Source organism: Halorubrum ejinorense (assembly GCF_039522565.1).
Taxonomy (GTDB): Archaea; Halobacteriota; Halobacteria; order Halobacteriales; family Haloferacaceae; genus Halorubrum; species Halorubrum ejinorense.
The window spans coordinates 64,095-90,021 of the sequence record NZ_BAAADQ010000004.1 but is presented as its reverse complement, the minus strand read 5'-3'; the positions used below and the strand labels follow the sequence as shown (position 1 = coordinate 90,021).

28 protein-coding genes and 1 tRNA gene are annotated in these 25,927 nt (G+C 70.0%); 14 read left to right on the top strand and 15 right to left on the bottom strand.

Annotation, left to right across the window (positions count from 1 at the left end; all coding sequences use genetic code 11):
• Nucleotides 1–24 precede the first annotated feature (24 nt).
• The gene (locus ABDZ89_RS06235) at nucleotides 25–564 is read left to right on the top strand and encodes a hypothetical protein (RefSeq protein ID WP_343777532.1); all 540 of its coding nucleotides are present in this window, start codon (nucleotides 25–27) and stop codon (nucleotides 562–564) included.
• A 48-nt stretch (nucleotides 565–612) separates the two neighbouring features.
• Here the strand turns inward: ABDZ89_RS06235 and ABDZ89_RS06230 are convergent, their stop codons facing one another.
• Together ABDZ89_RS06230 and ABDZ89_RS06225 are read right to left on the bottom strand one after the other, a co-directional pair.
• On the bottom strand, nucleotides 613–888 hold the full coding sequence (locus ABDZ89_RS06230; protein ID WP_343777531.1) for a DUF7553 family protein: 276 nt from the start codon (nucleotides 886–888) through the stop codon (nucleotides 613–615).
• 105 nt (nucleotides 889–993) lie between these two features.
• Nucleotides 994–1,947, bottom strand: a complete 954-nt coding sequence (locus tag ABDZ89_RS06225; RefSeq protein ID WP_343777529.1) for an alpha/beta fold hydrolase — start codon at nucleotides 1,945–1,947, stop codon at nucleotides 994–996.
• Between the two features lie 159 nt (nucleotides 1,948–2,106).
• Here ABDZ89_RS06225 and ABDZ89_RS06220 point away from each other — a divergent pair, with 159 nt between their 5' ends.
• Nucleotides 2,107–3,696, top strand: a complete 1,590-nt coding sequence (locus ABDZ89_RS06220; protein WP_343777527.1) for a sulfatase family protein — start codon at nucleotides 2,107–2,109, stop codon at nucleotides 3,694–3,696.
• Complete coding sequence (locus ABDZ89_RS06215) at nucleotides 3,696–4,118, top strand: GtrA family protein (RefSeq protein WP_343777526.1); 423 nt, start codon at nucleotides 3,696–3,698, stop codon at nucleotides 4,116–4,118. Before ABDZ89_RS06220 ends, ABDZ89_RS06215 begins: the two co-directional genes overlap by 1 nt.
• A gap of 25 nt (nucleotides 4,119–4,143) precedes the next feature.
• Here the strand turns inward: ABDZ89_RS06215 and ABDZ89_RS06210 are convergent, their stop codons facing one another.
• Nucleotides 4,144–4,557 (bottom strand): winged helix-turn-helix transcriptional regulator, encoded by a 414-nt coding sequence (locus ABDZ89_RS06210; protein ID WP_343777524.1) that lies wholly within the window; start codon nucleotides 4,555–4,557, stop codon nucleotides 4,144–4,146.
• A gap of 139 nt (nucleotides 4,558–4,696) precedes the next feature.
• Between ABDZ89_RS06210 and ABDZ89_RS06205 the strand changes: the two genes are divergently transcribed.
• Nucleotides 4,697–5,257 (top strand): DUF2703 domain-containing protein, encoded by a 561-nt coding sequence (locus ABDZ89_RS06205; RefSeq protein ID WP_343777523.1) that lies wholly within the window; start codon nucleotides 4,697–4,699, stop codon nucleotides 5,255–5,257.
• A 198-nt stretch (nucleotides 5,258–5,455) separates the two neighbouring features.
• Here the strand turns inward: ABDZ89_RS06205 and ABDZ89_RS06200 are convergent, their stop codons facing one another.
• The 6 genes from ABDZ89_RS06200 to trmY all read right to left on the bottom strand — a co-directional run bounded on the left by ABDZ89_RS06200 (nucleotide 5,456) and on the right by trmY (nucleotide 10,918).
• Entirely contained in the window at nucleotides 5,456–6,157 is a 702-nt protein-coding gene (locus ABDZ89_RS06200; protein WP_343777520.1) for a TVP38/TMEM64 family protein, read from the bottom strand.
• A 135-nt stretch (nucleotides 6,158–6,292) separates the two neighbouring features.
• Nucleotides 6,293–7,072: a DUF429 domain-containing protein gene (locus ABDZ89_RS06195; RefSeq protein ID WP_343777518.1), complete on the bottom strand. Its 780-nt coding sequence runs from the start codon at nucleotides 7,070–7,072 to the stop codon at nucleotides 6,293–6,295.
• A gap of 358 nt (nucleotides 7,073–7,430) precedes the next feature.
• Complete coding sequence (locus tag ABDZ89_RS06190; RefSeq protein WP_343777516.1) at nucleotides 7,431–9,335, bottom strand: ABC transporter ATP-binding protein; 1,905 nt, start codon at nucleotides 9,333–9,335, stop codon at nucleotides 7,431–7,433.
• A gap of 329 nt (nucleotides 9,336–9,664) precedes the next feature.
• Nucleotides 9,665–9,737: transfer RNA gene (locus ABDZ89_RS06185), tRNA-Pro, on the bottom strand.
• A gap of 105 nt (nucleotides 9,738–9,842) precedes the next feature.
• Nucleotides 9,843–10,292: a CHY zinc finger protein gene (locus tag ABDZ89_RS06180; protein WP_343777515.1), complete on the bottom strand. Its 450-nt coding sequence runs from the start codon at nucleotides 10,290–10,292 to the stop codon at nucleotides 9,843–9,845.
• An 11-nt stretch (nucleotides 10,293–10,303) separates the two neighbouring features.
• The gene (trmY, locus tag ABDZ89_RS06175; RefSeq protein WP_343777514.1) at nucleotides 10,304–10,918 is read right to left on the bottom strand and encodes a tRNA (pseudouridine(54)-N(1))-methyltransferase TrmY; all 615 of its coding nucleotides are present in this window, start codon (nucleotides 10,916–10,918) and stop codon (nucleotides 10,304–10,306) included.
• Nucleotides 10,919–10,968: 50 nt separating this feature from the next.
• Here trmY and ABDZ89_RS06170 point away from each other — a divergent pair, with 50 nt between their 5' ends.
• The gene (locus tag ABDZ89_RS06170; protein ID WP_343777513.1) at nucleotides 10,969–11,109 is read left to right on the top strand and encodes a hypothetical protein; all 141 of its coding nucleotides are present in this window, start codon (nucleotides 10,969–10,971) and stop codon (nucleotides 11,107–11,109) included.
• A 34-nt stretch (nucleotides 11,110–11,143) separates the two neighbouring features.
• Here the strand turns inward: ABDZ89_RS06170 and pyrF are convergent, their stop codons facing one another.
• The 3 genes from pyrF to ABDZ89_RS06155 form a co-directional block, all read right to left on the bottom strand.
• Nucleotides 11,144–11,974, bottom strand: coding sequence for an orotidine-5'-phosphate decarboxylase (gene pyrF / locus ABDZ89_RS06165; RefSeq protein ID WP_343777512.1), 831 nt, complete (start codon nucleotides 11,972–11,974; stop codon nucleotides 11,144–11,146).
• Between the two features lie 72 nt (nucleotides 11,975–12,046).
• Nucleotides 12,047–12,934 (bottom strand): ABC transporter substrate-binding protein, encoded by an 888-nt coding sequence (locus ABDZ89_RS06160; RefSeq protein ID WP_343777511.1) that lies wholly within the window; start codon nucleotides 12,932–12,934, stop codon nucleotides 12,047–12,049.
• 198 nt (nucleotides 12,935–13,132) lie between these two features.
• Nucleotides 13,133–14,449 carry a carboxylate--amine ligase gene (locus ABDZ89_RS06155; RefSeq protein ID WP_343777510.1) on the bottom strand — a complete coding sequence of 439 codons (1,317 nt, stop codon included), beginning with the start codon at nucleotides 14,447–14,449 and terminating at the stop codon, nucleotides 13,133–13,135.
• Between the two features lie 114 nt (nucleotides 14,450–14,563).
• Here ABDZ89_RS06155 and ABDZ89_RS06150 point away from each other — a divergent pair, with 114 nt between their 5' ends.
• Nucleotides 14,564–15,142: a DUF5813 family protein gene (locus ABDZ89_RS06150; RefSeq protein WP_343777509.1), complete on the top strand. Its 579-nt coding sequence runs from the start codon at nucleotides 14,564–14,566 to the stop codon at nucleotides 15,140–15,142.
• Between the two features lie 80 nt (nucleotides 15,143–15,222).
• Nucleotides 15,223–15,546 (top strand): DUF7991 family protein, encoded by a 324-nt coding sequence (locus tag ABDZ89_RS06145; RefSeq protein WP_343777507.1) that lies wholly within the window; start codon nucleotides 15,223–15,225, stop codon nucleotides 15,544–15,546.
• Between the two features lie 36 nt (nucleotides 15,547–15,582).
• Here ABDZ89_RS06145 and tmk read toward each other — a convergent pair whose 3' ends face one another.
• Complete coding sequence (gene tmk, locus ABDZ89_RS06140; RefSeq protein ID WP_343777505.1) at nucleotides 15,583–16,176, bottom strand: dTMP kinase; 594 nt, start codon at nucleotides 16,174–16,176, stop codon at nucleotides 15,583–15,585.
• Nucleotides 16,177–16,356: 180 nt separating this feature from the next.
• On the opposite strand from tmk, the gene ABDZ89_RS06135 reads away from it, so the two are divergent.
• The 5 genes from ABDZ89_RS06135 (at nucleotide 16,357) to cofC (ending at nucleotide 21,595) form a co-directional block, all read left to right on the top strand.
• On the top strand, nucleotides 16,357–17,733 hold the full coding sequence (locus ABDZ89_RS06135; protein WP_343777503.1) for a hemolysin family protein: 1,377 nt from the start codon (nucleotides 16,357–16,359) through the stop codon (nucleotides 17,731–17,733).
• 53 nt (nucleotides 17,734–17,786) lie between these two features.
• Nucleotides 17,787–18,650 carry a universal stress protein gene (locus ABDZ89_RS06130; protein ID WP_343777502.1) on the top strand — a complete coding sequence of 288 codons (864 nt, stop codon included), beginning with the start codon at nucleotides 17,787–17,789 and terminating at the stop codon, nucleotides 18,648–18,650.
• Nucleotides 18,651–18,747: 97 nt separating this feature from the next.
• The gene (locus ABDZ89_RS06125; RefSeq protein WP_343777500.1) at nucleotides 18,748–19,644 is read left to right on the top strand and encodes a complex I NDUFA9 subunit family protein; all 897 of its coding nucleotides are present in this window, start codon (nucleotides 18,748–18,750) and stop codon (nucleotides 19,642–19,644) included.
• Nucleotides 19,645–19,753: 109 nt separating this feature from the next.
• Nucleotides 19,754–20,932, top strand: a complete 1,179-nt coding sequence (locus ABDZ89_RS06120; protein ID WP_172863972.1) for a tubulin/FtsZ family protein — start codon at nucleotides 19,754–19,756, stop codon at nucleotides 20,930–20,932.
• A gap of 15 nt (nucleotides 20,933–20,947) precedes the next feature.
• Complete coding sequence (gene cofC / locus ABDZ89_RS06115) at nucleotides 20,948–21,595, top strand: 2-phospho-L-lactate guanylyltransferase (RefSeq protein WP_343777498.1); 648 nt, start codon at nucleotides 20,948–20,950, stop codon at nucleotides 21,593–21,595.
• Nucleotides 21,596–21,639: 44 nt separating this feature from the next.
• Here the strand turns inward: cofC and ABDZ89_RS06110 are convergent, their stop codons facing one another.
• Entirely contained in the window at nucleotides 21,640–22,035 is a 396-nt protein-coding gene (locus tag ABDZ89_RS06110; protein WP_343777497.1) for a hypothetical protein, read from the bottom strand.
• Between the two features lie 194 nt (nucleotides 22,036–22,229).
• On the opposite strand from ABDZ89_RS06110, the gene cofG reads away from it, so the two are divergent.
• On the top strand, nucleotides 22,230–23,393 hold the full coding sequence (cofG, locus tag ABDZ89_RS06105; RefSeq protein WP_343777496.1) for a 7,8-didemethyl-8-hydroxy-5-deazariboflavin synthase subunit CofG: 1,164 nt from the start codon (nucleotides 22,230–22,232) through the stop codon (nucleotides 23,391–23,393).
• A gap of 98 nt (nucleotides 23,394–23,491) precedes the next feature.
• Nucleotides 23,492–24,352: a mechanosensitive ion channel family protein gene (locus tag ABDZ89_RS06100; RefSeq protein ID WP_343777495.1), complete on the top strand. Its 861-nt coding sequence runs from the start codon at nucleotides 23,492–23,494 to the stop codon at nucleotides 24,350–24,352.
• An 81-nt stretch (nucleotides 24,353–24,433) separates the two neighbouring features.
• On the opposite strand, the gene ABDZ89_RS06095 is transcribed toward ABDZ89_RS06100, so the two are convergent.
• Nucleotides 24,434–25,885, bottom strand: a complete 1,452-nt coding sequence (locus ABDZ89_RS06095; protein ID WP_343777493.1) for an MATE family efflux transporter — start codon at nucleotides 25,883–25,885, stop codon at nucleotides 24,434–24,436.
• Between the last annotated feature and the right edge of the window lie 42 nt (nucleotides 25,886–25,927).

The window sequence follows — 25,927 nt, the reverse complement described above, 5'->3', positions numbered from 1 at the left end:
CGGCGGCCGACCGCATCCCCCGACGTGACCCACGAGCTCCGATTCCTCGAACGGCTCCGTCAGCGCGTCGCGAGCCTGCTCCACGCGCCGTTGTCGCTCGTCGGGCTCTACGCCGAGCGGAAAACCCCTCGCGAGCAGTACGCGTTCACGCTCCGCGAGCCGTATCCGATCGTCGAGGCGCGGCTTCACCGGCTGGGGTTCGTCCGCAACCTCGTCTCCTCGCTCAAGTATCGAGCGTACGCGACGCCGCCGGAGACGACGGTCGCGAGTTGGATCCGATACCCCGAGGGAGCGCTCGCGAGCGATTACCAGCTTCACCTCGCGTTATACGTCGGTCCCGACCGTTCGACGACGGACGTGTACGCCCACTGGGAGCCCTCGTGGATCCGGCACCCGATTCGCCACTACCGCGCGACGGACGTCGACGCCGAGGAGGGCATCCAACGTGTGCGGTCGCTGTTCGAGACGGCAGGAATCGAGTACGCGGTCGTGCCGGCGGCGGAGCGACTCGGCGCCGACGCGGTCGGCAATTCGGCGACAGCGTCGGAGCCGCCGCTACGGTGATAGCGATCGAAAAGTCGGGGGTCGTGTCACCGGCCCGAAACCGGGAATCTACTCGGCTGCCGCGTCCCGGCCGCGGTATTCGGCGACGCGCTTGCGGGCGGACGCCACCGCCTCGCGGGCCTCGCCCTCGGCGCGCTCTTCGAGCTCCTTCAGGTCCGCCTGAAGCTTGTCCAGCCGCGAGGGCTCCGGCTCCTCGTCCGCCTCGCGGCCGACGAGTTCCTTCACACGCGCCTCTACGGGCGCTAACTCCTCTTTGACGCCAGCCTTGGCGTGTTCCGCCGCTCGTCCGAGGTAGTACCGTGCGTCTTCGAAGTGCTTACTCATATCTGTCCTTTGGGCGAGGGCAGATATAACCTTTGTGGCGACGCGGTGAGGACAGTATTCGACGAGCGGCGCTCTCGCCGCCCGAACGGCCCGTCGGCAGCGGGGTCACTCCCGCGCGCCCGGCGGCAGCGGGTCGGCGTGGTCGGCGATCGCCTCGGCGACGCGGTGGGGATGCTCGTGGACGACCCAGTGGGTGGCCTCGTCGATCGTGAGCAGGCGCCCGTCGGCGCAGTGCTCGACGCTTTCATGTGCCAGCCGGCGCGCGAGGAACCGGTCCTGTGCGCCCCAGATCACGAGCGTCGGGACGGTCACCTCCGTGCGTTCCGGCTCGGGTCGGTCCCGGACGATCGCGCGGTACCAGTTCACCATCGCCTTGAAGGCGCCGTCGCGGTCCCACGCCCGGCGATACCGCCGCAGGTCCTCGTCGGTGAAGGTGCCGGGCGCGCTCGTGTCGCGTAAGGCGTTCGTCGCGAGCCGCCAGTTCCCGGCGCTGGCGACCGCTTCGGGGAGCTTCGGGAATTGGAACGCGAGCACGTACCAGCTCTTGAGCCGCTGGTCCCACGAGGTGCGGAGCGCGCGCTCGAAGACGGTCGGGTGAGGGACGTTGACGGCGACCAGCTCAGAGACGCGCTCCCCGTGGTGGAGCGCGAGCCACCACGCAACCGCGGCGCCCCAGTCGTGACCGGCGACGGCCGCGGTCTCCCGGTCGTACGCGTCGATCAGGCCGACCACGTCGCGCGCGAGCTCGCCGATCCGGTAGTCGCGGACTGCCGGCGGCTTCTCCGAACAGTTGTAGCCGCGCTGGTCCGGAACGACGACCCGGTAGCCGGCGTTCGCGAGGGGGACGATCGCGTCGTTCCAGCCGTACCAGAACTCAGGGAAGCCGTGGAGCAGGACGAGCAGTTTCCCGTCTTCGGGGCCCGCCTCGACGACGTGGAGCGTCACGCCGTTCGTCTCCACCGCTCGGGACTCGGCGGGGATCGACTCCGGGATCTCGTCGTCGGGGACCGACTCCGGCAGCGTCGCCGCGGCCGGTCGGTCACTGGGGCCGTCGCGCATGGCTAAGACGACGACCGGGACGGTCAAATAGCTACGCTCGACGGCACGTCCGGGGGATCGAAATCCTCAAGCCGCTGGCAAACCGCGCTCGGGTATACTCGTGATACCCCGCGGACCGCTCGCCGCGAGCGCGGCCGCCGGGGTGTCGCCGCGCACTCCATGACAGGCGATTCGTCGGCCCACACGACCGCAGACGTGGACGCGTCGAGCCACGACGCGGCCGTTTCGAACGTCGTTCTCGTCACCGTGGACTCGCTTCGGGCCGACGCCGTTTCGCCGTACGACGCGGATCGCCACTCGCCGGTGATCGACTCCCTCGCCGCCGACGGAACCGTGTTCGACCGCGCGTTCGCGAACGGCAACTGGACTCCCTTCTCGTTCCCGTCGATCCTCGCGTCGGAGCCGGTGTTCGCCCGCACGGGCGACATCGGCGTCGGCGAGTCGGAGACGCTCGCGGAGGTGCTCTCCGAGGCGGACGTCGCGACCGGCGGCTTCAACGCCGCGAACGGCTTCCTCACGGAACACTGGGGGTATCCGGACGGGTTCGACGAGTTCGAGCCGTTCGTCACGAGCGTCGGATCCAGCGTCTACAGCCGATACCTCGCGGCGCATCCGACCGTGGAAGCGTGGATCCAGCTCGCGTCCTCCCCGGTCCGCCGACTCGGGTCGAAGCTCCGCGGGGACAGCGACGACCGCCCGTTCCTCGACGCCTCGCGCATGTTCGACGTCGAGGACGCGGCGACCGCGTTCGTCGACGACACCGACGAGCCGTTCTTCCTGTGGGTCCACTACATGGACACGCACACTCCGTACGTTCCGGCGCCGCGGTACATCCGCGAGGTGTCGGACGGTATCGTCGGCACGCATCAGATGCTCCACGCGCACGCCCGGACGAGCCTCGGCCTCGAAGTGGGCGAGCGGACCCTCCGCGAGCTCAGAACCCTGTATCAGGCGACGGTGCGGCAGGTCGACGCCAGCGTCGGTCGGCTGCTCGACAGCCTCGACGACGCCGGCGTCGCAGACGACACCGCGGTGCTGCTCGCGGGCGACCACGGCGAGGAGTTCCAGGAACACGGCCACCTCGCGCACTACCCGAAGCTGTACGACGAACTGATCCACGTGCCGCTCGTGGCCGACGTGCCCGGGCTCGACGGCGGGCGCGTCGACGGCCACGTCGGCCTCGACGCCATCCCGCCCACGGTCGCTGACCTGCTCGGCGTCGACCCGGCGGACGAGTGGCACGGCGAATCGCTCGTGCCCGCGCTCCGAGGAGACGCGGAGCCTTCCGCGGACACGCCCGACGATTCCACCGACCAGCCGACGAAAGACGAAGCGGCAGCCGGCTCCGATCCGGGTGAGAATTCCGAACTGGCGGACGACCCGGTCGTCTCGGTCACCGTCCGCGGCGACGACGTGACCCAACAGCCGATCCCGCGGTCGCTGTCGGACGGCGACCTGTTCGTCAGCGCCCGCGACGACGACTGGACGTACATCGAGAACGTCGACGCCGGGGAGGCGGAGCTGTACCACCGCTCCGCCGACCCGACCCAACAGGAGAACCTCGCGCTCGACCCCGACGACCGGGCACAGGCCGTCATCGACCGGTTGGCGCCGGTGGTCGACGCCCACGCGGAGCTCCTTCGCGAGCGCGGCGAAGCGGCGGAAGCGGCCGCCGCCGAGCGCGGCGACGACGGTGACGAGGTCGACGAGGACCTCGAAGCCCGTCTCGAAGCGCTCGGGTACAAGTGATGATCCGAGCGGCGTTACGAGACCTCCTGAGCGGGCCGATCGCCGTCCAGATGCGACGGTTCGTCGTCGTCGGCGCGCTCACGGCCGGGCTCCAGCTCGCGCTGTTGTGGCTGTTCGTCGACTACGTCGGGCTGAACTACCTCGTCGGCGCGGCGATAGCCATCGAGATCACCATCATCTGTTCGTACGTGCTCAACAACGCCTGGACGTTTCGAGCGCGGCAGAACACGGGCTTCTCCGAGTACCTGACCGGCCTGTTGAAGACGAACCTCGTCCGCGGCACCGCCATTCCGATCCAACTCGGCGTCCTTGCCGTCCTCGTCGAGTGGGCCGGCGTCCCGTACCTGATCGCGAACGTCCCCGCCATCCTCATCAGCGGCCTCTACCGCTTCGTCCTCGACGCCAAGTGGACGTGGGGGTGACCTCGACGACCGCTCTGGCGCGGATTCAACACCCGTCACCGACCGTCACGCAACCGTCCGCAAGCGCCTCGGTTCGGCACTCAGCGGCCGTGTCGAGACAGTCCTCGACTCGACCCGCCTCGGTCGCTCGGTCCCGGAGTTCGACCAGCGACTCCAGTTCCCGGAGGTGAACGGCGACCCGTTCCCCCTGATCGGTGAGCGAGTAGCTGGTAGTCGGCGGTGACGTCTCCGCCACCGTCCGCTCGACGAATCCGTGACACCGGAGCTCTTTGAGCCGCTGCGAGAGCATCGGTGCGGTCAAGCCGTCGAGTTCGCCCTCGATCTCGTTGAACCCGCACGGGCCATCGGAGAGGAGTCGAAGGACGTGGACGGACCACTTCGGCCCGAGAACGTCCTGTAGCCCGTGCCACTTCGCCTGCCATCGCTCGTTCTCCCTCATGACACTGTTTCAGGCCCCGTAGACGGATATACGTTCACCGTCGCACGCAGTCGCTCTCCGGGTACTTTCGGTACGCTAAGTCCCTTTGTGTTTGATTACTGACTAATATATCTGTCCGCGAGCCGTACGCAGAACCGCGATGAACGACTTCACTGACAGCGACCGGATCGCCGTCGTCCGGCCGGCGATCAAATCGTACTCGCGGCGGACGATCACCGTCGATTTCCTCTATCTGGACGACCAGACGTGCGAGCGGTGTATCGGAACCGAAGCGGCGCTGGAAACGGCGCTCGACCGTGTCGAACCGATCCTCGACGCGCTGGACGTCGGTATCACCCTCAGAGACGTCCACGTCTCGACGCTGGCGGCCGCCGAGGCGACCCGACTCGCCGTGTCGCCGACCGTCCGTATCGACGGCCGAGACGTGCAACCGGACTACGTCGAGAACGCCTGCGAGTCGTGCGGCGACCGCTGTGGGTGTGTGGGTGACGTCGACTGTCGCCTCTGGCGGTATCGCGGCGAGGAGTACACGACCGCGCCCGTCGACCTGCTCATTGACGCGCTGGTACGGGCCATCGCCTCGAACCAGACGCGGTTCGGTCGACCGGGCGAGAGCAGCGCGGACGGGCTCTCGTCGAACGTTCGGGGGTTCTTCGAGGCCGCGCCAGACGACGACTCGGCGTGTGGCTGTGACTGCTAGCTCTCGCATGCGCGGGTGAAATCGAACGCCGCCGTGGCGATGGTCGGTACGGCGGTACCCACCGAGGGGTCCGGCCTTCGCGCGGGGGAGTCCGCCCTCGCTGCGGTCCACTCTCGAGTCGGCGGTGCGCTCGGACTCGGGAAGACTGTTGAAACCGGTCGCAATTGACCTCGAACGAGGCCGCCCCGAGGGGCGGTGTCAGAAGGGGAGCCGCGGCTCGAAGCGTTCGACGAGGTCGCGGACCGCGTCCTGTTTGTAGTACCCGACCGCCGACGCGACCACGATGAGCGCGAGGAGCGCGATCGCCGAGAGGAACCGTCCGCTCGCGATCTCGCCGCCGGCGTAGACGGCCAACACGTACGCCGGGAGGCGACCGACGGCGATGACGGCGATGAAGGTGGGGAGCGACCACTTGGTGAGCCCGCTCAGGAAACAGATCGCGTCGTCGGGGAGTCCGGGAACGACGACGAACGCGAACAGCCCGGGAATGCCGACCGTTTCGACGAAGCCGTCGAACCGAGCGACGACGTCCTCGTGAAGCACGTTCTCGACGAACGAACGGCCGAATCGCTTGGACAGCGAAAAGGCGATCGCGCTGCCGATGAGGACGCCGGTGAGGCTGTAGACGGTGCCCCAGAACGAGCCGAAGAGGTACCCCGCGACCACGGCGACGACCTGTCCCGGAATCGGGGCGACGATGACTTGGAGCGCCTGAAGGGCGATGAAGACGAGGGGGGCGAAGATCCCGAACCCGTCGAGCCACGCTCGGAGGGCCGTGGCGTCAGTGAGAAAGCCGGCGTACCGACTGACGAGGACGTAGAGCCCGACAGCGAGGACCGCGACGCCGATCGCTGCCGCGATCCCCCGCCGGCGGTCCGCCCGCGAGGAGAAGAGTCTCATTCGTGTGATAGCGGGCGACAGAGGGACTTGAACCTTACCACGACGCGACAGACCGCTCGTCGACGCAGACTCGCGGACGCGACGCCCGCTCGTCACATCGGTCCGGCACCCGCGAGCAGTCCGGACCGTCGCCGCTCATGCGAGCGGCTCGTCGCTCCAGTACGCCATTCGCATCGGAACTCCCTCGCTGTCGCGGTGGGTCTCGCCGCCGGGCAGGAACCGGAGTTCGTCGAGCGGGCGTCGCGCGACGGTCGCCAGCCCGAGCGCGTCGACGGCGTCGTCGACGGTGGGATCCGCTTCGGCGACGACCTCGGACGACTCGTCGGCGATCCCCCGGCAGACGTGGCCCAGCGCCTCGTTCGGGTCGTCGAGGTGACCGTCGAGCGCGTCGAGTCGCTCGCCCACGCCCGGAGCCGTCGTCTTCGAGTGCTCCAGCGGCCGCCCGGCGAGCCCGCGGAAACACACCTCCGGGTGCGCCTCCATCACACGCTCTCGGGCCGTTTCGTCCTCGCGGAGGAACGCGTCGACCGCGCCGACCGCCGGCGCGATGTGGTACGACTGGCGACTGAGTCCCTTGTCGAGGTCGGCGCGATTCCGCTCGTTCACGCTCTCGTAGCCGTCGTCGTCACGTGCCAGCTCGCACGCCGCCCGCGAGGGGACGGGGAACACGCTGCTCGGCCGCTCCGCGGCCGACCGCGCAGCGGAGTCGACCGCCTCGCGTTTCGCGAGCGTTTCCGCGTCGTCCGGGAGTCCGATCGGTACGTCGACGAGGACTCGGTCGACGCCGTCGTCGCCGTTCCAGAGGGCTTCGAGGTCCGCTTCGAGGCGACACCGCGGCTCGCCGTCTCCGTCGATCACGACCGCGAGCCACGCGCCCCCCGCCCAGTCGACGCCCGCGACGGTCTCGGTTGGCATCGATCGGTTCAGGGTCCCCAGTCGGAAGTGGTTGCTGGGCGAAGGCAAACGGTACGAACTGGTGAGCACCGAGTCGTACGCCGCGGTCGACCACCGACATACGAACGGTTGAGCTCGTTGAGCGCCTCTGCGAGTCTCTCTTCGGGGGTCCCTGCCGGTGTCTCAAGCGTGGGCGCCACGTCGTCTCACCCGGCCTCCCACCAGACATGGCCTTCACACCCGCGTCGGTGGACTCACTCCGCGTCGGTGGAGCCACTCTACGTCGGTGGACTCACTCTACGTCGGTGGACCGGGACAGACGCTCGATTCACCGGACGTCGGGGAGTCGGTCCCGCGTGCCGCCGCCCCCGACCGAGCGTCAGTCGTCGGCAGGCGACGCCTCAGCCTGTCCCTGCCAGAGGTTCGCATATGTTCCTCCGCCCGCGACCAGGTCCTCGTGAACCCCCTGCTCGACGATCCGGCCCTGATCCATCACGACGATCTCGTCGGCGTTCTGAATCGTCGAAAGCCGGTGGGCGATAATGAACGCGGTCCGCTCTTCGACCAGCCGCTCAAGGCTCTCTTGGATCAGTTCCTCGGTCTCCGTGTCAACGTCCGACGTGGCCTCGTCAAACACGATGATCTCGGGGTCGTTGAGCAGTGCCCGGGCGATGGCGAGGCGCTGCCGCTGGCCGCCCGAGAGTTTGACACCTCGCTCGCCAACTTGGGTGTCGTACCCGTCGGGGAGGTCTCGGATGAACTCGTCGGCCGCGGCGGCCTCAGCCGCCCGCTCAACCCGGTTGCGGGCGCTCTCGTCTGGCCCGTCCGACCACTCGGCCTCGAGTATCTCGCGGTCGCCGTACGCGATATTCTCCGCGACGGTCCCCGAGAACAGGTACGGGTTCTGCTCGACGATGGCGATGGCGTCCCGTAACGACTGGAGATCGTACTCCCGGACGTCCGTCCCGTCGACCCGGACTTCCCCGGCGTTAACGTCGTGGAACCGGGGAATGAGTTTCAGGAGCGTTGACTTGCCCGCCCCGGTCGCTCCGGCGAGCCCGATGGTCGTGCCCGCCGGAACGTCGAGCGAGACATCTCGGAGGACCGGTTCGCGGTCCCCGTAGGCGAACGTCACGTCCTCGAACGTGACCTCTCCGTCGATCGACGTGGGGACGTGCGCCGGGTCCGGGCTGGTGATCGTGGGATCGCGGTCGAGCAGTCCGAACACGCGCTCGGCACTCGACTTCGCGAGCTGGTACTTGTTCGCCGACTTCCCGACCCGCCGCATCGGCGAGTAGAGTCGCCGCAACAGGAGGAAAAACAGCGCGAACCCGCCGAGAGTCAGCGCCCCTGCCTCGCCGGGAACGCCGGTGATGATGTCCGTCCCACCGATGTAGAGCACGAGGACGAACACGACCCCGGTCAACAGCCGCAGGGTGGCGAAGAATCCGCGTCGGATCCGCAGCGCCGCGACCTTCTCGTCGTGGTACGCCTCGCTCTGCTCAGCGACCCGGCCGTGCTCGAAGCCGTACCGGTCGAACGCCTTGATCACCGCGGCGCCACCGAGGTTGTTCTCGAGCCGCGTGTTCAGCCGAGCGACGGTTTCGCGGATCGACTTATACCGAGGCTCAATCCAAGTGAGAAACTGGCCGCTCGCCAGTCCGATGATCGGGACCGGTGCGAGCGCAATGAGCGCCAGCTTCGGCGAGTACGTCCAGAGGATAACCGCGATCCCGCCGACCGTTGCGACCACGCGGATGAGCTGGCGGAACTCCGTGTTGAGGAACTGCTCGAGCCGATTGATGTCGCTGTTGAGGATCGACATCATTCCGCCGGTCTGATGATCGGCGAAGAAATCCATCGAGAGCCGCTGGAGGTGGTCGTACGTGTCGTTCCGCAGATCCCGTTGGACCTTCTGCGCGGTCGCTTGAAGCAGATACCGGGACACGAACCGAGCGACCGACCGAACCGCGTACGCGAGCACCGCGATGAGCACGAGCTGTTCGAGCACCGCGAGGCGAGCCGCTTCGCCGGTGATCTCACCCGGCGGCAGCAAACCCACGTCGGTCAACAGTCCCGCGTCGGCCGACCCTCGGATCGCTCGATCGATGGCAGCCGCGACGACGATCGGCGGGATCAGTCTGGCGAACCGGGTGAGGAACGCCGCCAGCACGCCGAGCGTGAGGGTCGGCCAGTACCGTTTGGCGTAGCCGAGCAAACTCACCATCGGGTGGCCGTCTACGTTCTCTCGAACGTGTTCGAACCCGCCTTGGTCGTCTGTCACTGTCCTCGGTAACGCTCTCGCGTACAAGTATCCGGTGACATGACGCCGTCGGAACGGTCGACAGCTGCGGAGGTGCTCGGCACGCGCCGGGTTCGAGGCGCACATACAGCAGTGGTGCGGTCGCTCCGAATCCAGACGCCGCCAACAGCGACCGCCGGGAAACCGTACGCTCTCAGTCACGCACCCCGTTCGTCCACGGACAAAACCACACGATGACGGAATCTCATAGAGGGGGTGCGATCCGGGTCACCCGCGGCAGAGCGGAGCCGCGACGACGGAGCCGACGCTGTGTCGTAGTCGCGTCGGCTCCAAAACGAATGCGGGAGAAGTGGGCCGGCACGAATTTGAATCGTGGTTACGGCCACCCGAAGGCCGAAGGATACCAAGCTACCCCACCGGCCCGCACTCGATGGAAGGCCGTTCGTTCTTTTAATCCTTCCGAAAGGGTGCGTCGCCGCGCCCGAACCGGGCCGCGTGTTCCTCCGGTCGACCGCGGTGACCGACCCCTCAGACCTCGAAGTATCGGTCGCGGTGCGTCCGACAGCCGGGATTGAACGCGGCGCCGCACGCCGGACAGGCGTTCCCGCCGTCGAGGTACTCCCGAGCGGTGAGCGTCGTCCGGCAGGCGCCGCACAGTACCGCCGGCTCGTCGAAGCGCTCGCGGGGCCACGGGATCGCCTCGTGGTCCGTCGCGGCGTCGTGACAGGCGTCACAGGGGTAGTACGTCTCACAGCAGCCGAAGCGGAGCGCGATCACGTCGACCGGGTCGTCCCAGTGGCCGCACCGCGTCTCGGGGTCGACCCGGACGCCGCGGAGCGGGACGACGAACCGCGAATCCGCGTCCGGCGCGGTCGTCGTCTCGCGGTCGGATGGCGGTGTCGTCGCCCCGTCGTCGCTCGGCGGCCGCTCGTCGCCGGCGGATGTCGTCGCCCCGTCGTCGCTCGGTGGCGTCGCCATCGGCGTCGGAGTCAGTAGCTGGCGTAGCCGTCGGTGTCGAGCCAGTTGTGGACCACGGTGACCGCGTGGTCCGCGTGGAGCAGTTCGGGACCGACGCGGAGCCGCCGCTCGGCGCGCTCGGCGACCGATTCCGACTCGTCGGGCGCGAAGTCGTGGTGGTCCGAGAGGACGAACACGGGGTCGGCCGGCGGTTCGGCGTCGACGAGCGGATCGCCCTCCTCGTGGAGCTGGACGAGCGTCCCGTCGGGGCCGCGTCCGCCATCGCCGCCGAGCCTGTCGAGGGTCGCGTCGAGGCCCATGCGGCGGAGTTCGACGCCGGGCGAGACGTCCGCGGGCATGTGACCGATTGCGTCGTCCTGCGCGTCGAGCGCGTCGCGGACCCGCGCGGCGACGTTGCGCTCGTCGGGGTGGAGATGGCGGAGCGTGTCGGCGTCGAAGGTGACGGTGAACGCGTCGTCGATCACGAGGTGGACTCGAACCGACTCGCGGATGCCGTGCGAGAGGAAGACGCCGGCGCTCACGCACCGACAGAGCAGGTCGAGACGCCCGGCCCCGGGGATGTCCGACAGCGAGATGGCGTCGGGGTCGGTCGGCACGTCGCGGCCGATGACGACGAACTGGCGCATACCGGGCGGTCGACCCGGAGTCTGATAAGGGGTGCGACCCACCCGCCGGTATGAGCCTCTCCGGACTCTGCCAGGTCTGCGAGGCGGCGATGGCGAGCCACGCCTGCGACCGCTGCGGGCGCGCCGTCTGCGACGACCACTGGGACGAGACCGTCCGCGCCTGTGCGGGCTGTGCCGCCGGTCCTCGCTAGCGGGCGAGGCCGCGAAACGTCTCCCGCGTCCCGGCTATCGGTGTCGGTTCAGCCGCTTCTTGAGTCGCTTCGCCGCGTCGCCCGCGGCGCCGAAGTAGGTCGCCTCGTCGTCCGGCCGGCTCGACTCCTCGCCGGCGAAGATGATGCCGCGCGAGGAGTTCACGAGCCCGACGTCGACCGGGAGGTCCGGCCGCGAGGCGAGCCCGTGTTCGACCGCGGCCTCGGCGTCGCCGCCCTGCGCGCCGACCCCGGGGACGAGGAACGGGATCTCGGGGACGATATCGCGGACCGTCTCCAACTCCTCCGGCGCCGTCGCGCCGACGACGAGTCCGACGTTGTCGTTCGCGTTCCACACGTCGGCGAGCGCGGCGACGCGCTCGTAGAGGGGTTCGCCGGAGGCGAGTTCGAGGTCCTGCAGGTCGGCGCCGCCCGGGTTCGAGGTTCGACAGAGCGCGAACACGCCCTTGTCCGCGCGGTCGAGGAACGGCTGGAGCGAGTCGCGGCCGAGGTACGGGTTCACCGTGATCGCGTCGACCAAGTCGAGTATCTCGGCGTAGCGGCGCGCGGTGTTGCCGATGTCGGCGCGCTTCGCGTCGAGCAGGACGGGGACGCCCTTCCCCTCGGCGTAGGCCACGGTCTCCCGGAGCGCGCGCCAGCCGTTGGCGTCCTCGTAGAACGCGGCGTTCGGCTTGTAGCAGGCCGCGTGTTCGTGCGTCGCGTCGATGACCCGGCGGTTGAACGCCCACCGCGGGAGGTCGGCGTCGGCCACGGTCTCGGGGAGCCGGCTCGGGTCGGGGTCGAGCCCGACCGAGACGACGCTGTCGGTCGCGTCGATCCGGTCCGCGAGCGTCTCGAAGAAGCCCATACACGCCCCTGTGTCGAGGTGCGCACTAACCGTTGCGTTTCACCCGTGACGTTGACTGACACGGACCGCCGGTCAGCGCCAGTCGCTCGGGACGTACTGCTCGAAGGCGGGCGTCGCCGACCGGCCGACGGGCCGAAACGCGCGCTCCCCCGCGATCCGGAACTCCTCTATCGTCTCCTGGGCCGGGCCGGTGAGATAGCCCGCGAACGCCATCGCGAGGGGGTACGCGACGTCGTGGCGGGCCGGATTGACCGGGATGACGGCGTACTCGTTGCGGAGCAACGGCCCCGGGGCGTCGATACCGCGGTCGACGTGGGCCGTCAGCCCGTCGTCGACGACGTTGAGAAAGGTCCCGCGGTCGGCGAGCGTGTAGGCGCCGGTCTCGGCGGCCAGCGCGAGCGTGTTGCCCATCCCTTGGCCCGTCTCGCCGTACCAGTCGCCGGCGGGGTCGATCCCGGCCTCGTCCCAGAGCCGGCGTTCGCGGAGGTGGGTCCCGGACCGGTCCCCTCGCGACAGGAACGGGGCCTCGGCGTCGGCGACGGCTTCGAAGGCGGTGACGGGATCGTCGCCGGCCGCGCCGGCCGGGTCGTCGGGCGGCCCGACGACGAGGAAGTCGTTGACCGTGACCGCCCGGCGGTTGACCCCGTGCCCGTCGCGGAGGAACGCGTCCTCCAGCGGTCGAGCGTGGACGAGGACGGCGTCGCAGTCCCCGTCCCGGGCCGTCCGCAGCGCGCCGCCGGTCCCCCGCACGACCGTTCGCATCGACGCCCCGAAGGTCCGAGAAAACCCGGGTGTGAGCGCGTCGAGGAGTCCGCTGTCGTGGGTCGTCGTCGACGCCGCGACCGTCAGGGTGGCCCCGGAAACGCCCGGCTCCGCGCCGGTCGAGGCGCTACCGGTACAGCCGGCGAGCGAAAGGGCCCCGCCGACGCCGACGGCCCGGAGGTAGTGCCGGCGGTTCACACGTACGATACCGACTCTGATTACAAATCTCTTTTCTGTGACTGATTTCGGTTACTTCGTCGAGCAGTCACGGCGGCTACCGACGCCGAACCGTTCGTTGCCCTCGCGTTTCGGTCGAGACGAGCGGACGCGAGCAGATCGTGTGACCGCCTCTCAGGGCGGCTCGCGGCACGGCCCCTCTCCCGAAACGCGGCCGCTTCAACAGGAACAGTAGTACTCGCGGTCGACGAACTCCGTCTCGAACAGCTTCGCCGCCGGTCCCGGGTCGGAGGGGCGGTACACCCCGGTCGTCAGGTCGCCCTCGCGCTCGAACGCCCCGGAGACGAGCCGACGCCAGTCGGCGGCCGAGAGCTGGTCCCAGAACGGGTCGTCGCCGGCGAGCAGCGAGAGGTAGTCGCGGAGGTACACCCACCGCGTCGGCTCGACGCCGTCGGAGTCGTAGCTCGCGTCGGTGACGCTCGCGTACGCCGCCATCGGGAGGTTCGCGCCGGCGGCGACGGGCATGGCGATCCACTTCCACGGCCGGGTGTTGACGTCGAGCAGCAGGAACTCCTCGCGGGCCTCGTCGTAGACGAACTCCGCCTCGCTGATCCCGTGGTACCCGGCGTCGCCGAGGACGGCGAGCGCGCGCTCCCGGATGGCCGGCTCGTCCGCCGTCTCGACGAGACAGGAGGTGCCGAAGTTCATCGGGTAGCGCACCGCGGCGTTGCCGACGACCGCGAGCGCGTCGTCGGTGCCCGACGGGGGCACGTAGGAGGCCAGCGAGTGGTCGCGTCCCGTCGCGATGTCGACGCGCTTCTGAGCCATCACGGCGATCCCCTCGTCGCTCGCGGCCGCGACGACGTCCGCGAGCTCCTCGCGGTCCGCGACCTCGATCACGTTGGTGCCGAACGCCTCCTCGAAGTCGCGCTTGAGCTCGGGTTTCACCACCAGCGGGAAGCCGACCTCGTCGGCGGCCTCGTCGACCGTCGCGTCGGCGTCCCGCGTGCCGGCGGCCGCGGTCTCCGCGAGCCGGTACGTCTCGGGGTAGGGGACGTCGAGCGCCTCGCAGGTCGCGTACAGCGCCGACTTGTTCAACACGTCGTCGAGCGTGTCGCTCCCGGCGAAGGGGAGTCGGACGCCCTCGGGGTCGGCCTCCGCGTACGACAGCGCCCACTCGTCCATACAGCCGAACGCGACCGCCTCGGTCCCCGCGGCGTCGACGATCGCTTCCACGTCCTCGCGGAAGCCGTCGAGGTCGTCGAGTGGGTACGTCACCGCCCCGGCGAAGTCGACCGCGTCCGACGGCGGCGCGAGCCCGTCGTGCGTGACGGCACCGCCCGCGTCGCCCGGCCCGTCTCCCGCGCTCCCGTCGGCCCGGTCGAGCGCGATCACGGGCACGTCGTGAGCGTCGAGCGCGCGAGCGACGGCGAGCCCAGTGATGTGGGCGTTGCTGACGAGCGCGGGCGGTCGGTCGAACGTCGCGTCCGCGATCGCGTCGATCAATCCCTCCGTCGAGCGGAACTGGTCTGCCATACCTCGCCTCGTCGGTCGACGCACAAAAGGGCCCCACGTACCGGCCCGCCGTGCCCGTTTCGATGACGACGGCGACGCGAGCCGTTTTTCAGGTCCCGACGCCTCGTGATCGGTATGACCGGAACCGACGACGACACCGGACCAGCCGGCGAGCGCGACGCCGTCGACGGCACCGACGACAGGACCGACGGCGACCGGACCGACGAGCTCCCCGACCGAGTCCGTCGGGCGTTCGCGGACCACGATTCGTTCGAGCGCGAGGGCGACGAGTGGGTCTCCGTGACGACCGCCTTCGACGGCGCGGTCGGCGTGGAGCCGGCCGAAAACGGACGGACGCGGTTCACGGTCACCGTCCGGGTGCCCGCGCTCTCGGCGGTCACCGAAGACCAGGTCGCCGACGTGGTCGAGGACGGGTGGGCCGACACGTTCGAGCGCCGCGCGGTCGACGTGGGCGGCGTGACGCGAGCCGAGCGCGAGTTCGACCCGGTCGTCGACCGCGACGCCGACGAGATCAGGGTCACCTACGCGTTCACCGACATCAACGAGCGACGCGGCGTCGACGACGCCGGCGCGCTGATCAACTTCGTCGAGGGGACGTACGTCCAGGGCGTGATTCCCGGGTACGAGTACACGGAGCCGGTCTCCGGCCTGATTTCGTCGGCGCGGCGACAGGGGAACGACGGGGCGGTCTGACCGCGTTCGCACCGCCTCCTCGATTCCCGCCGGACGCCGAGGGCGATAGGGGGAAGTGTCGGCGGCCCGTACCCCAGCCCATGCTCGCGCTGTTCGGGTTCGGCAGCCTCCTCGCCCTGGTCGCGTTTCACACGTTCCTCGCCGGCGTCGCGACCCGCTTCTTCCGCCTCCGGCTCTCGACGTCGTGGGGGTCGATCCTGTACACCGCCCTCTTGACGCCCGCGCTGCTTCTCGTCTCGACGCTCGTCTTCACCGGCGCGCTCGGCGTCGGGACCGGCATCAACGTCGGCAGCCCGACGATCCTTCTCGCCCTGCTGATCGGGCTCCCGCTGGCGCTCGGGGTCGCGATCGACTACCTCTACGTCCCGTCGCCCGAGGAGTACGAACTGCCGGACACCCGGTGAGGCCCCGAGCGGAAGGGCCGCCCGACCCGCCCTCGCTCAGCGGTCGACCAGATCGGCGACGACCTCTTCGACCCGGGCGATCACGTCCTCCGGCGCTCGGGTCGCGTCGACGCGACGGAACCGTCCGGGGTCGGCGTCGATCAGGCGCTCGTAGTTGTCACGCACCGCCGTGAGGTAGCCGCCGCGCTCGAACTTGTCGGTCCGCCCGGCGCGTTCGGCGGCGGCCTGCGGGTCCAGATCGAGGTAGACGGTCGCGTCCGGCGGCCGCGAGAACGCCGAGTGGATGCCGCGAACGTACTCCAGCGGTCGCTGAACGTCCGCGTCCGAGCGCTCGATCGTCGCCCCCTGATAGGCGAACCGCGAGTCGGAGTAGCGGTCGGAGATCACCAGTCCGCCGTCGGCGAGCGCCGGCCGCACCGTCTCCGAGAGGTGGTTCGCGTGGTCGGCGGTGTACAGGAACAGCTCCGCGAGCGGGTCGGCCTCCGAGTCGGCCATCGAACGCGAGACGGCCTCTCCGTACCAGCTATCGGTGGGCTCGCAGGTGAATGTCGCGTCGGGGTACACGTCCTGGAGCGCCTCCCAGACCGTCGTCTTCCCGCTCCCGTCGAGTCCCTCCAGCGTGATCAGCATGGTCGCGTTCCGCCGCGGCGACGAATAAACCGCCCGGACCGCCGCGAGGCCGGGTCGGTCTGACGCCCGGGCCGCTCCTCGCCCCGACCGGCGCTCGTTGACGGCCTTTTTAGTGACCGCTTCCCGAACGGCGGGCATGGTCGTCCATTCGCCTGTCGTTCGCACGCCCGGAGGAAAGGGATGGTAAGCGTCGCCGTCTCGCTCACGCGAGTGGCGGCCGCGCTGGTGCTGGTCGTGTTGAACGGCTTCTTCGTCGCCTCGGAGTTCGCCTTCGTCCGGATCCGAGCCACCTCGGTCGACCGGTTGGTCGAGGAGGGGAAGGCCGGCGCCGAGACGCTCCAAGAGGTCATGACCAACCTCGACGACTACCTCGCTGCGACCCAGCTCGGGATCACGCTCGCGTCGCTCGGTCTCGGGTGGATCGGCGAGCCCGCGGTGGCGGCGCTGATCGAGCCGGTCCTCGGGCCGCTGCTCCCGCAGAGCGTCGTCCACCTCGTGGCGTTCGCGGTCGGCTTCTCGTTCATCACGTTCCTCCACGTCGTCTTCGGCGAGCTCGCGCCGAAGACCATCGCCATCGCGCAGGCGGAGCGGATCTCGCTGCTGCTCGCGCCGCCGATGCGGCTCGCGTACCTACTGTTCGCGCCCGGCATCGCGGTGTTCAACGGCACCGCGAACGCCTTCACGACGCTCATCGGCGTCCCGCCCGCCTCGGAGAGCGACGAGACGCTCGAAGAGCGAGAGATCCGTCGCGTACTGGCGCGCGCCGGCGAGGCCGGCCACGTCGACGAGTCCGAGGTCGCGATGATCGAGGGCGTCTTCGAACTCGACGACACCGCGGCCCGGGAGCTGATGGTGCCGCGGCCCGACGTGGTCTCGCTGTCCGCCGACGCGTCGCTGTCCGCGATCCGCGAGACGGTCCTCGACGCCGGGCACACCCGGTACCCCGTCGTCGACCGCGACGACGCCGACCGTGTCGTCGGCTTCGTGGACGTGAAAGACGTGTTGCGCGCGACGGAGGCGGACGAAAACGACGCCACCGCGAGCGATCTGGCCCACGAGATACTCGTGGTCCCGGAGACGACGACCGCGAGCGACCTCCTCGTCCAGTTCCGCGACGAGCGCCGGCAGATGGCGGCGGTCATCGACGAGTGGGGCGCCTTCGAGGGGATCGCGACCGTCGAGGACGTCGCCGAGGCGCTCGTCGGCGACCTCCGCGACGAGTTCGACACCGCCGGCCGACACCACACGATCCGGCGGACCGACGAGCGCACGCACGAGGCGGACGGCTCGGTCCCGCTCACCGACGTCAACGACGCGCTCGGAACCGACCTCAGCGGTGACGGCTACGAGACGCTCGGCGGGTTCGTCCTCGACCGGATCGGGCGCTCGCCGGAAGTCGGCGACGCCGCGGAGACGGACGCGTTCGCCTTCGAGGTCACCGCCGTCGACGGCGCGCGCATCTCGACGGTCCGAGTCACTCGACTCGACGACGGGGCCGACGCGGACGGCGAGTCCTCGGCCGACGGCGCGGGGGCGCTGGACGGCGACGGGACGTAACGTTCAGCCGAGACGACACGAGCGCTTTTCACCTCCGACCGTGACCGGTCGGTATGTTCGACCGGATCTGCGTCCCGACAGACGGCAGCGACGCGGCCGCGGCGGCCTTCGAACACATCTTGGCGATCGCCGCCGACCACGACGCGACGGTTCACCTCCTCCACGTCGCGGACACGACCCGCGACAGCGTGACCCGGATCGGCGGCGACGTGGTGGACGTGCTCGAACGCGAGGGCGACTCGATCGTGGCGGACGCAGCCGACCGCGCCGCGGACCGCGGCGTCGAGACGGAGACCGCCGTCAGACAGGGCGGCGTCCCCGAGACGATCGTCGCGTACGCCGACGAGATCGACGCCGACCTCGTCGCCATGTCGACGAAGGGCCGCCAAGGGATGGAACACCTCGTCGGGAGCACCACCGAGCGCGTCGTTCGGCAGTCGCCCGTGCCGGTCCTCGCGCTCCGTCCGGGCGACGAGGAGACCCGCTACCCGTACGAGGACATCTTGGTCCCGACAGACGGTAGCCCCGCCGCGACCGCCGCGCTCGATCGGGCGCTCCCGGTCGCGAAGCGGGCGGGCGCGACGGTCCACGTCCTCTCGGTCGTCGAGACCGGCGGCATCGGTGTCGGCGACCACATCGAGATCGACGTCCTCTCAAAGTACGCCGAGGACGCGATCGCGGACGGGATAGCGCGCGCCGAGGACGCGGGCGTGGACGCCGTCGGCGCCGTCGAGGGCGCCTCCTCCGCCGCGCGCGGCATCCGAGCGTACGTCGACGACCCCGGCGTCGACTTCGTGGCGATAGGGACCCACGGGCGGACCGGCGTGGGCCGGTCCCTGCTGGGAAGCGTCGCCGAACGGACCCTCCGGACCGCCCCCGTTCCGGTGTTGGCGGTCCCGACGCGAGCGGAAGACTGAGGCGACCCGGTGGACGGTCGCGCACCGTTCGCCCACTCGCCGCCCGGACGTCTGACATCGCGGTAGGTTTACGGGCCTTCCACGCGACGTGCGACGCATGAAAGTGTTGGTAGCCGGGGGGACCGGCTTCATCGGATCGTACCTCTGTCGGACGCTGGCCGCCGATGACCACGCGGTGACCGCGCTCGCCCGCTCGCCCGAGGGAACGCCGGACGGCGTGACCGGCGTCCGCGGGGACGTGACCGACTACGACTCCGTCGAATCGGCGGTCGAGGGGCACGACGCGGTCGTGAACCTGGTGGCGCTCTCGCCGCTGTTCGAACCCGACGGCGGCAATCGCATGCACGACCGGATCCACCGCGGGGGGACCGAGAACCTCGTCCGCGCGGCCGAGGCGGGCGGCGTCGAGCGATTCGTCCAGCTGAGCGCGCTCGGCGCGGACCCGCGTGGCGACACCGCCTACATCCGCGCGAAGGGGCAGGCCGAGACGATCGTCCGCGACAGCGACCTCGACTGGACGATCTTCCGTCCCTCGGTCGTCTTCGGCGAGGGCGGCGAGTTCGTCTCCTTCACCAAGCGGCTGAAGGGGATGTTCGCCCCGGGCGTGCCGCTGTACCCGCTTCCCGGCGGCGGCAAGACGCGCTTCCAGCCGATCCACGTCGAGGACCTCGTGCCGATGATCGCCGCGGCGGTGACCGACGACGGACACGTCGGCGAGACCTACGAGATCGGTGGGCCGGAAGTGCTCACGCTCCGGCAGGTGACGGACTACGTCTACGAGGCCGAGAAGAAGGGCGTCACCATCGTCCCCCTGCCCATGCCGCTCGCCAAGATCGGGCTCTCCGTCCTCGGTGCGGTGCCCGGCTTCCCGATGGGGCCGGACCAGTACCGCTCGCTGAAGTTCGACAACACGACCGCCGACAACGACGTCGGGGCGTTCGGCGTCGACCAGTCCGGGTTGACGACGCTCGGGGGCTACCTCGGGATCGAATGAACGTCGCACCGAACGTGTCAACTGCTCTAGTATCACTGATGGTAATGGCAACCAAAGGGTTATATATGAGATCCCATTCTCTTCATTTCAAACGCGGAGGGAGCACACGATGAAACTCGCAATGATCGGATTCGGACAGGCAGGGGGCAAAGTCGTTGACAAGTTCTTGGAGTACGACAAACGGACGGGCTCCGAGATCGTACGGGCCGCGGCGGCCGTCAACACAGCGAAGGCCGACCTCATGGGGCTCGAACACATCGCCGAGGACCAGCGCGTCCTCATCGGGCAGTCCCGCGTGAAGGGGCACGGGGTCGGCGCGGACAACGAGCTGGGCGCGGAGATCGCCGAGGAGGACATCGACGAGGTCCAGGGAGCGATCGACTCGATCCCGGTCCACGAGGTCGACGCCTTCCTCGTCGTCGCCGGGCTCGGCGGCGGCACGGGCTCCGGCGGCGCGCCGGTGCTCGCGAAACACCTCAAGCGGATCTACACCGAGCCCGTCTACGGGCTCGGCATCCTGCCGGGCAGCGACGAGGGCGGGATCTACACCCTCAACGCGGCCCGCTCGTTCCAGACGTTCGTCCGCGAGGTGGACAACCTGATGGTGTTCGACAACGACGCCTGGCGGAAGACGGGCGAGTCCGTCCAGGGCGGCTACGAGGAGATCAACGAGGAGATCGTCCGCCGCTTCGGCATCCTGTTCGGCGCGGGCGAGATCCAGCAGGGCCAGGAGGTCGCCGAGAGCGTCGTCGACTCCTCCGAGATCATCAACACGCTCTCCGGCGGCGGCGTCTCCACGGTCGGCTACGCCGAGGAGGAGGTCGAGGAGCGCTCCTCCGGCGGGCTGCTCTCGCGGCTCCGCGACGACGGCAACGACGAGGAGCTCGACAGCGCACACACCACGAACCGGATCACCAGCCTCGTGCGCAAGGCGGCGCTGGGCCGGCTCACGCTTCCGTGTGAGATCGAGGGCGCGGAGCGCGCGCTGCTCGTGCTCGCGGGACCGCCGGAGTACCTCAACCGGAAGGGTATCGAGCGCGGGCGGAAGTGGCTCGAAGAGCAGACCGGCTCGATGGAGGTCCGGGGCGGGGACTACCCGTACCGCGGCGCCGGCTTCGTCGCGACCGTCATCCTGCTCGCGGGCGTCACGAACGTCCCGCGGATCAAGGAGCTCCAGCAGGTCGCCATCGAGGCGCAGGACAACTTAGACGAGATCCGCGAGGAGAGCGACGAGAACCTCGACGAGCTCGTCAGCGACGACAGCGACGAGCTGGAATCCCTGTTCTAACCTCCCTCGTCCGCGATGGAGGTCATCGTCCCGTTTTCGACCGACCGCCCGAAGTCGCGACTCTCCGACGTCCTCTCGGCCGACGAGCGGGCCGCGTTCGCGCGGGCGATGCTCGACGACGTCTTGGACGCGGTCGCGACCGCCGGCGGTGAACCGACGGTGTTGGCGACGGGCGCCGTCGACGTCGACCCCCCGGTCACGGTCGACGACCGCCCCCTGACGACCGCGGTGAACGCGGCGCTGGGCGGGCACTTCGAGGCCGACGGCGCGAGCGACGCCGCCGCCGACCCGGTCGCCGTCGTGATGGCGGACCTCGCGCTCGCGACGCCGGCGGCGCTCGACCGCCTATTCGATGCCGGCCGCGACGCGGACGTCGCGATGGCGCCGGGCCGGGGCGGCGGCACGAACGCGTTCGTCGCCTCGTATCCCGCGTTCCGGGTGGACTACCACGGCGCGTCGTACCTCGATCACCGCGAGATCGCGGCCGAGGTCGGCGCGGACTTCGCCGCGGTCGACTCACACCGGCTCGCGACCGACGTCGACGAGCCCGCCGACCTCGCGGAGGTGCTGATCCACGGCGAGGGTCGCGCGGCGGAGTGGCTGCGCGATGCGGGCTTCGCGCTCGACGCGGACGAGGGGCGCGTGGCGGCGGTTCGAGGCTGAGCCGCCGCCGCACCGCGCCGGGCGCGTGTCCGTCCCGACGGCGTTCACCGCTGCGTCAACTCGCCCGTTTCTTGGATGTCGAAGGTCAGGGTCTCCGTCTCGTCCCCCGACGGGATGAAGTGAACGTGGCCCTCGTCGGTCAGTTTCGAGTCCTCTTCGTACGCGTGATAGCTGACGAGATACCGCCCCGCATCGACGACTCCCTCTTCCGTCGCCTCCCCGTCGGGTTCGACGTCGAACGACGAACTGAACGCTCTCGCCGCGGCCTCCGACGCACCGTCGTCGCGATAGAACGCCACGTAGACGGTGTAGGGAGCGTCCGTCTGGTTGAACACGGTCAGGTCGATTCGAGCGCCGCGCGATCGGAGCCGCGAACAGCCGGCCAAGGCGCCGGCCGCGGCGACACCGACCGTCCGGAGAGCGGATCGTCGGGAGGGCATGGCTTCATCCTCGAGAGACACAGGTTATCGGCTTTTCGGCTCGCTTCCGAACCGAACCGCACGCGTCCCGTCTCGCGCGGAGGCCGGCCCGGTTGCCCGACCCGTGCCGGCCGGCCGCGACGTAACCGAATTCGGTATCTCCGGGGGGATCCGCAACCGCGATCCTTTTTAAACGTCGACCGCGAGTGAGTGGCGTGTTCGCCGGGGTTGACGAGTACGGCGTCGACGTCGCGGTCGACGAGCGGGACGTCGAGCGACTGCTCTCGGTCCGTCCCGCAGACGTCGAGGCCGCCGACCGGCTCACCTTCGCGCGCAACGTCTTCGTCCCGCTGACCACGGCGTGTCGCTACACCTGTACGTACTGTACCTACTACGACGTGCCGGGCGAGGCGTCGCTGCTGTCGCCCGAGGAGGTGCGCGAGGAGTGCCGAGTCGGCGCCGACGCGGGCTGTACGGAGGCGCTTTTCACCTTCGGCGACGAGCCGGACGACCGGTACACCGCGGTCCACGAGACGCTCGCCGAGTGGGGGTTCGACTCGATCCACGACTACCTCTACCGCGCCTGCGAGATCGCCTTGGAGGAGGGGCTGCTCCCGCACTCCAACCCGGGCGACCTGACCGAGGCGCAGTTCGCCGACCTCCGGGACGTGAACGCCTCGATGGGCGTCATGCTGGAGACGACCGCCGACGTCGACGCCCACTCGGGCGGCCGCCGGAAGACCCCCGGCCAGCGGCTCAACACGATCCGGGCGGCGGGGCGACAGGGGGTCCCGTTCACCACCGGGATCCTCGTCGGCATCGGCGAGGACTGGCGGGACCGCGCCGAGAGCCTGCTCGCCATCCGCGAGCTCCACGAGCGACACGGCCACGTCCAGGAGGTGATCGTCCAGAACGTCGTCCCGAACGAGCGCTCCGACTTCCCGAAGCCCGACCTCGACACGATGCGCCGGGTCGTCGCGATGGCGCGGGCGGCGCTGCCCGAGGAGGTCTCCGTCCAAGTGCCGCCGAACCTCTCGCCGGCCGCCGACCTCGTCGACTGCGGCATCGACGACCTCGGCGGCGTCTCGCCGGTCACGGACGACTACATCAACCCGGCGTACGAGTGGCCGGACCTCCGCGGGCTCGAATCGGTCGCCGACGCCGGCGGCGTGCCGCTCCGCGAGCGACTCCCGACGTACGCCCGACACCTCCCGGACGATATTCGGCCCGCGGGCGTCGACCCCGCGCCCGACCCTCCCGGCCGCGAGGCGTGGATCCCCGCCCCGGTCCGAGAGCGGATCGCCGCGGACGACGTCCACGGGCGACGGCTTCGCGCGGTCGCTCGCGGCGACGGGCCGCTCGCCGTTCGGAGCGACTGACGCGCCGCGATCGAAGTCGCGGGCGCGGCCGGGGCGACCGGGAGTAAACAACCGCGCTGCCAGTAGCTTCTTTATATAGTCCCAGTAATGAGTGGACGATGTACCCCTTACAGCTCGACGCGATCACGAACGCGGTCGACGTGGCGGCGATCGCGACGATCGCGCTCCGGTTCGTCGGCGGCTTCGTCGCCGTGTTGTTGCTCGGAAAGCTCGTCCTGATCCCGGGGCTCCAGCGGATCGTCAGGTCGCGCGGGTTCGACGAGGCGGTGTTGAGCCTCGGCACGAACGTGCTCAACGCCGTCGTCTGGGTGGCGGCGATCGCGATCGGCTTCGCCGTGGCCGGCTACGGCAGCTTCCTCTCGGCGTTCGCGGTGTTCGGCGGCGCCATCGCGCTCGCGGTCGGCTTCGCCGCGCAGGACCTCCTCGGGAACTTCGTCGCCGGCGTGTTCATCCTCAAGGACAAGCCGTTCGAGGTCGGCGACTGGATCGAGTGGAGCGGCAACTCCGGCCGCGTCGAGGAGATCGACCTCCGCGTCTCGCGGGTCCGGACGTTCGACAACGAACTCGTGACGGTGCCGAACGGCGACCTCGCGAACAACGCGGTGAAAAATCCCGTCGCCTACGACACGCTCCGACAGAAGTTCGTCTTCGGGATCGGCTACGACGACGACATCGGGGAGGCGACCGACATCATCGTCGAGAAGGCCGAGGCGCACGACGAGATTCTCGACGATCCGGGCGTGTCGGTCCGCCTGACCGAACTCGGCGACTCGGCGGTCGGACTCCAGTCGCGCTGGTGGATCGACGACCCCGACCGCGGCGACTTCGTCCGGGTGCGCTCCGAGTACGTCACCGCGGTGAAGGAGGCGTTCGACGACGCCGGCATCGACATGCCGTACGTCCACCGCCAGCTCACCGGGAGCGTCGAGGTCCTCGAATCGGTCACGGACGACGAGTAGGACGCGAGGCTCCGACCGCCTGACGACGACCGGGCGCCGTGACGCCCCGGCGCCTCGCGAGACTCAGCGGCTCGCCGCCAATCACCCGACTTCTTCGTCCGCATCGCCGCCGCCGGGCCGGTACTGCCGGCTGACGGCCTGCCAGCGGTTCGACCGGAACCGGTAGCCGTTCAGTCCGGCGGGCACGAGCTTTTCGGCCACCAGCGCCACGTAGAGGCCGGCGACGCCGAGCGGCGTGACGAGCCCCACGAGCGCGACCGGAAGCGCGACGACGTACAGCCCGACCATCGACGCGGCGAACGGCCAGCGGGTGTCGCCCGCGCCGCGGAGCGACCCCGTGATCGAGCCGTCGACGCCCAGCGGCACCGCCGACACCGCGGCCGCGACGACGAACGCCGCGGTCGCGGTCACGGCCGCCGAGCCGTCGACGAACACGCCCGCGACGGGGCGCGCGGCGACGACGACCGCGGCCGACGCGAGCAGGTAGACGACGGCCGACAGCGCGATCACGTCGCGGCCGTACGCGGTCGCGAGCGACTCGTCGCCCGCGCCGAGCCGCTGGCCGACGAGCGTGCTCGCGGCGATCGAGAAGCCCCAGCTGAAGCTGCCGAGCAGCGCCCGGACCCGGCGCCCGACTTCGAGGGCGGCGACGACCGCCTCGCCGAACGACGAGGCGATCCACAGGAGCGGGAACACCGCGACGCCCTCCGCCACCCGACGCCCGATGAGCGGGGCCGACACCCGGAGGAGCTGTCGGCTCAGGTCGACGTCGAGCCACGGGCCGGAGACCCCGACCGGGACCGGCGAGGCGCCGCGACCGAAGTACGACCGGCCGGACATCCCCCACGCGAGGACGACGCCGACCGCGCCGATGGAGACCGCGGTGCCGAAGGCGGCGCCGAACACGCCGAGACCGGCGCCGAGGACGAGCCAGCCGGTGAGGACGATGTTCAACAGCGCGCCGCCGGCGCGCGCGACCATCGGCGTGCGGGTGTCCCCGACGCCGGCGTACGTCCGGCTCGCGATCATGTTGAAGAACTCGAAGGCGAGCGCGGGCGCCGTGACGGCGAGGTAGGTGGTTCCCGCCGCAAGCGCGTCGCCGTCGGCGCCCACGAGCCCGATCAGCCGCTCCGCCCCGAGGACGTAGCCCGCGACGATGGGGACGGCGAGCAGCGCGGCCACGATCAGCGACTGCTTGACGACGAGCTCGGCCCGGCCGCGCTCGTCGCCGCCGTAGTTCTGCGAGACGAGCGAGACGGTGCCGCCGGCGAGCCCGATCGAGACGAACTTCGCCAGCTGCCAGTACGCGAACGCGTACCCGAGCCCGGCGACCGCGGAGACGCCGAGCGCGTACCCGATCACCGCGAGGTCCACGGTGTTTTTCGACATGATCGCGAACCCGGTGACGATCCGGGGCCACGCCAGTCCCATCGTTTCGTCGAGCCGCGAGCGGTCGATGACGCCGGCTCGGTCGAGCGCGCCTGCGACCGCCTCGGCGACGCGAGCGGCGCCGTTCCGGAGCCGGGATGGCATTGGACCGGCGTACGGGACGGGTCGGCTTGTGTCTGTCCGTCC

Excerpts from the sequence above, each read along its gene's own strand:
- ABDZ89_RS06230 (WP_343777531.1), bottom strand. The coding sequence starts at position 888 with ATGAGTAAGCACTTCGAAGACGCACGGTACTACCTCGGACGAGCGGCG.
- ABDZ89_RS06225 (WP_343777529.1), bottom strand. The coding sequence starts at position 1,947 with ATGCGCGACGGCCCCAGTGACCGACCGGCCGCGGCGACGCTGCCGGAG.
- ABDZ89_RS06220 (WP_343777527.1), top strand. The coding sequence starts at position 2,107 with ATGACAGGCGATTCGTCGGCCCACACGACCGCAGACGTGGACGCGTCG.
- ABDZ89_RS06215 (WP_343777526.1), top strand. The coding sequence starts at position 3,696 with ATGATCCGAGCGGCGTTACGAGACCTCCTGAGCGGGCCGATCGCCGTC.
- ABDZ89_RS06210 (WP_343777524.1), bottom strand. The coding sequence starts at position 4,557 with ATGAGGGAGAACGAGCGATGGCAGGCGAAGTGGCACGGGCTACAGGAC.
- ABDZ89_RS06205 (WP_343777523.1), top strand. The coding sequence starts at position 4,697 with ATGAACGACTTCACTGACAGCGACCGGATCGCCGTCGTCCGGCCGGCG.
- ABDZ89_RS06200 (WP_343777520.1), bottom strand. The coding sequence starts at position 6,157 with ATGAGACTCTTCTCCTCGCGGGCGGACCGCCGGCGGGGGATCGCGGCA.
- ABDZ89_RS06195 (WP_343777518.1), bottom strand. The coding sequence starts at position 7,072 with ATGCCAACCGAGACCGTCGCGGGCGTCGACTGGGCGGGGGGCGCGTGG.
- ABDZ89_RS06180 (WP_343777515.1), bottom strand. The coding sequence starts at position 10,292 with ATGGCGACGCCACCGAGCGACGACGGGGCGACGACATCCGCCGGCGAC.
- trmY (WP_343777514.1), bottom strand. The coding sequence starts at position 10,918 with ATGCGCCAGTTCGTCGTCATCGGCCGCGACGTGCCGACCGACCCCGAC.
- ABDZ89_RS06170 (WP_343777513.1), top strand. The coding sequence starts at position 10,969 with ATGAGCCTCTCCGGACTCTGCCAGGTCTGCGAGGCGGCGATGGCGAGC.
- pyrF (WP_343777512.1), bottom strand. The coding sequence starts at position 11,974 with ATGGGCTTCTTCGAGACGCTCGCGGACCGGATCGACGCGACCGACAGC.
- ABDZ89_RS06155 (WP_343777510.1), bottom strand. The coding sequence starts at position 14,449 with ATGGCAGACCAGTTCCGCTCGACGGAGGGATTGATCGACGCGATCGCG.
- ABDZ89_RS06150 (WP_343777509.1), top strand. The coding sequence starts at position 14,564 with ATGACCGGAACCGACGACGACACCGGACCAGCCGGCGAGCGCGACGCC.
- ABDZ89_RS06145 (WP_343777507.1), top strand. The coding sequence starts at position 15,223 with ATGCTCGCGCTGTTCGGGTTCGGCAGCCTCCTCGCCCTGGTCGCGTTT.
- tmk (WP_343777505.1), bottom strand. The coding sequence starts at position 16,176 with ATGCTGATCACGCTGGAGGGACTCGACGGGAGCGGGAAGACGACGGTC.
- ABDZ89_RS06135 (WP_343777503.1), top strand. The coding sequence starts at position 16,357 with ATGGTAAGCGTCGCCGTCTCGCTCACGCGAGTGGCGGCCGCGCTGGTG.
- ABDZ89_RS06130 (WP_343777502.1), top strand. The coding sequence starts at position 17,787 with ATGTTCGACCGGATCTGCGTCCCGACAGACGGCAGCGACGCGGCCGCG.
- ABDZ89_RS06125 (WP_343777500.1), top strand. The coding sequence starts at position 18,748 with ATGAAAGTGTTGGTAGCCGGGGGGACCGGCTTCATCGGATCGTACCTC.
- ABDZ89_RS06120 (WP_172863972.1), top strand. The coding sequence starts at position 19,754 with ATGAAACTCGCAATGATCGGATTCGGACAGGCAGGGGGCAAAGTCGTT.
- cofC (WP_343777498.1), top strand. The coding sequence starts at position 20,948 with ATGGAGGTCATCGTCCCGTTTTCGACCGACCGCCCGAAGTCGCGACTC.
- ABDZ89_RS06110 (WP_343777497.1), bottom strand. The coding sequence starts at position 22,035 with ATGCCCTCCCGACGATCCGCTCTCCGGACGGTCGGTGTCGCCGCGGCC.
- ABDZ89_RS06100 (WP_343777495.1), top strand. The coding sequence starts at position 23,492 with ATGTACCCCTTACAGCTCGACGCGATCACGAACGCGGTCGACGTGGCG.
- ABDZ89_RS06095 (WP_343777493.1), bottom strand. The coding sequence starts at position 25,885 with ATGCCATCCCGGCTCCGGAACGGCGCCGCTCGCGTCGCCGAGGCGGTC.